Source organism: Ruminococcus sp. (assembly GCF_024684275.1).
Window position 1 is genome coordinate 1 of record NZ_JAIKXF010000113.1, and the last position, 3,044, is coordinate 3,044.

Sequence of the window (3,044 nt, forward strand, 5' to 3'; positions counted from 1 at the left end):
AACGGTACATTTCGTAACCGAGGAGTGTGACGGCGGACCGATAATAATACAGAAGGCTGTCCCCGTAGAAAACGGTGATACTCCCGAGTCACTCCAAAAGCGCATAATGGAACAGGCTGAGTGGAAGATACTCCCCGAGGCGGTATCCCTCTTCTGTCAGGACAGGATAGACATCGTTGACGGTAAGGCTTACGTAAAGTAATAACATGGAAAAATTAAAGAGATTATTTGAAAAACAGATCTTTCAGAAGCTCTTTCTCTGCTTCTGGATGTATGCGGTTTTAGGTTGGTGCTACGAGGTATTCCTCGAAACAGTAGTCTACCGCTGGGGCTTTCACAACAGAGGAAATATGTTCGGTCCCTACTGTCCCATATACGGCGTGGGAGCACTCCTGTTCCTGCTGTGCTTCGGCTGGCTCATGAAGAAAAAGGACGTAAAATGGCTGAATATCATAAAGCCTCTGCTCATATTCCTCGGCTGTATGGCTGTTGCAACCCTTGTGGAGCTTGCAGCTACATACATACTTGAAGCCACCACAGGCTCGTGGCCGTGGCAGACCTACGCGCGGTACAAGTACAACTTTCAGGCGCGTATCGCCCTCAGTACCTCAGTCCGCTTCGGACTTGGCGGTATGCTGTTCATGTATGTGGTACAGCCCTTTTTTGACTGGCTTCTTGCAAAGCCGAAACGCAGAACTCTCAATATCATCACCCTTGCGGTGCTGGTGATAGTTCTTGCGGACTTTATATTCACCAAAGCAACAGGCTACACGCCAAAGCTGGCAGAAGCCGCTATGTTTATACATCATATCATATCTATCCATTGATAAACCATTATCCGAAAGGAGTATTTATTATGAAAAAGCTTGATTTAGCAAAGGAACTCAGCACAAACGCTTACCCCGGCAGAGGTATCGTTATCGGTAAGTCCGAGGACGGAAAGTACGCTGTAACTGCTTACTTCATCATGGGCAGAAGCGAGAACAGCCGCAACCGCGTATTCATTGAGGACGGCAAGGGTATCCGCACAGAGGCTTTCGATCCCTCTAAGCTCACCGATCCTCACCTCATCATCTACGCTCCCGTAAGAGTTCTCGGCAATAAGCTCATCGTTACAAACGGTGACCAGACCGACACTATCTACGAGCTCATGGACAAGCAATACACCTTTGAGCAGGCTCTCCGTACAAGAGAGTTCGAGGACGATGCTCCTAACTATACGCCTCGTATCTCAGGTATACTCCGCTTCGGCGAGGAGGGCTTCAACTACGCAATGTCTATCCTCAAGAGCGCTAACGGCAACCCTGATTCATGTCAGAGATACACATTCAGCTACACAAATCCTATCGCAGGCGAGGGACACTTCATTCATACATATATGGGCGACGGTTCTCCCCTTCCCAGCTTTGAGGGCGAGCCAAAGCTCGTTGGCATAAGCGGCAATATCGACCAGTTCACAGATATGCTCTGGAACAATCTCAACGCTGACAACAAGGTATCTCTCTTCGTTCGCTATGTGAACCTCGAAACAAACGCCGAGGAGACACGTATCGTAAACAAGAACAAGTAATAACGCCGCCTTTCGGCTTAATCATTATGAAAATATCATTTGATCTTGATGAAACTCTGTTTGTAAATCCTGCGGAAGTCCCCACAGAGCCCGAGCTTAAATTCCCGTATAACAAGCTATACAAGGATAAGCTGAGAAAGGGCGCTGTGAAGCTTCTCACGGAGATAAACAAGTCCGATACAGAGCTGTGGATATACACTACCTCCAACAGAACGGAGCGCTATATCAACGGTATTTTCAAGCATTACGGCATAAGGATAGACAGCATAGTCAACGCCGTCCGCCACGAAAAGGAAGTGGCAAGGGGCAGGGCGAATTTTCCGTCGAAATATCCTGCGGCTTACCGCATAGACCTCCATGTGGACGACGAAAAGTCCGTCTACGAAAACGGTATCGCCAACGGCTTCCGTGTGTACCGTATAAGCAACGACGACGCAGACTGGGCTGACAATATCCGCAAAGAGCTTGAAAGGATAAGAAAAGTCAATCAGGCAGATCAAAAGGCATAAGAATTATGAATTATTATAAGGAGGACATTAACAATGTCAAATGAAATGCAGTTAAAATACGGCTGTAACCCGAATCAGAAGCCTTCAAGAGTCTATATGGCTGACGGCAGCGAGCTCCCTATCGAGGTGCTCTGCGGAAAGCCGGGGTATATCAATCTTCTTGACGCCTTCAACGGCTGGCAGCTCGTTAAGGAGCTGAAGGCTGCTACAGGTATGTGCGCAGCTACTTCATTCAAGCACGTATCTCCCGCAGGTGCTGCTATCGGCAGACCTCTCAGCGACGACCTCAAAAAGATATACTGGGTAGACGACCTCGGCGAGCTCACTCCCCTTGCAAGCGCTTACGCAAGAGCAAGAGGCGCTGACAGAATGTCCTCTTACGGCGATTTCATCGCTCTCTCAGACAAGGTGGACGTATGCACCGCAAAGATGATACAGCGTGAGGTTTCAGACGGCGTTATCGCTCCCGATTACGAGCCCGAGGCTCTGGAGATACTCAAGTCCAAGAGAAAAGGCACTTACTGCATACTCAAAATGGACGAGAGCTACAAGCCTGCTCCTATCGAGACAAAGCAGGTATACGGCGTATCCTTCGAGCAGGGACGCAACGAGCTTGACATCAACCGCGAGCTCCTCGCTAATGTAGTTACAGATAACAAAAATATTCCCGACGACAAGAAGGACGACCTCCTTATCTCACTTATCACACTTAAATACACACAGTCAAACTCAGTATGCTATGTGAAGGGCGGCCAGGCGATCGGTATCGGCGCAGGACAGCAGTCCCGTATCCACTGCACACGCCTTGCTGGTCAGAAGGCTGACAACTGGTTCCTTCGTCAGGCACCTAAGGTTCTTAACCTTCCTTTCCTTGACAACATCAAGAGACCTGACAGCGACAGCGCAATCGCCCTTTACATCGGCGCAGATTACATAGATGTTCTTGCAGACGGCAAGTGGCAGAA

At 48.9% G+C, this 3,044-nt stretch carries 5 protein-coding genes; all 5 read left to right on the top strand.

Annotation, left to right across the window (positions count from 1 at the left end; all coding sequences use genetic code 11):
* Window positions 1–202 (top strand): formyltransferase family protein (locus K5677_RS13105; RefSeq protein ID WP_296728814.1); only part of this gene is annotated, 202 nt, incomplete at its 5' end.
* Between the two features lie 4 nt (window positions 203–206).
* Complete coding sequence (locus tag K5677_RS13110) at window positions 207–827, top strand: putative ABC transporter permease (RefSeq protein ID WP_296728818.1); 621 nt, start codon at window positions 207–209, stop codon at window positions 825–827.
* Window positions 828–856: 29 nt separating this feature from the next.
* Window positions 857–1,570, top strand: coding sequence for an IMP cyclohydrolase (locus tag K5677_RS13115; protein WP_296728821.1), 714 nt, complete (start codon window positions 857–859; stop codon window positions 1,568–1,570).
* Between the two features lie 26 nt (window positions 1,571–1,596).
* Complete coding sequence (locus K5677_RS13120; protein WP_028514345.1) at window positions 1,597–2,079, top strand: hypothetical protein; 483 nt, start codon at window positions 1,597–1,599, stop codon at window positions 2,077–2,079.
* Window positions 2,080–2,112: 33 nt separating this feature from the next.
* The coding region (locus K5677_RS13125) for a phosphoribosylaminoimidazolecarboxamide formyltransferase (protein ID WP_296728825.1) at window positions 2,113–3,044 on the top strand (932 nt) is incomplete at its 3' end.

What these genes read in the sequence shown, in the direction of transcription:
- K5677_RS13110 (WP_296728818.1), top strand. Translation starts at nt 207, where the DNA reads ATGGAAAAATTAAAGAGATTATTTGAAAAACAGATCTTTCAGAAGCTC.
- K5677_RS13115 (WP_296728821.1), top strand. Translation starts at nt 857, where the DNA reads ATGAAAAAGCTTGATTTAGCAAAGGAACTCAGCACAAACGCTTACCCC.
- K5677_RS13120 (WP_028514345.1), top strand. Translation starts at nt 1,597, where the DNA reads ATGAAAATATCATTTGATCTTGATGAAACTCTGTTTGTAAATCCTGCG.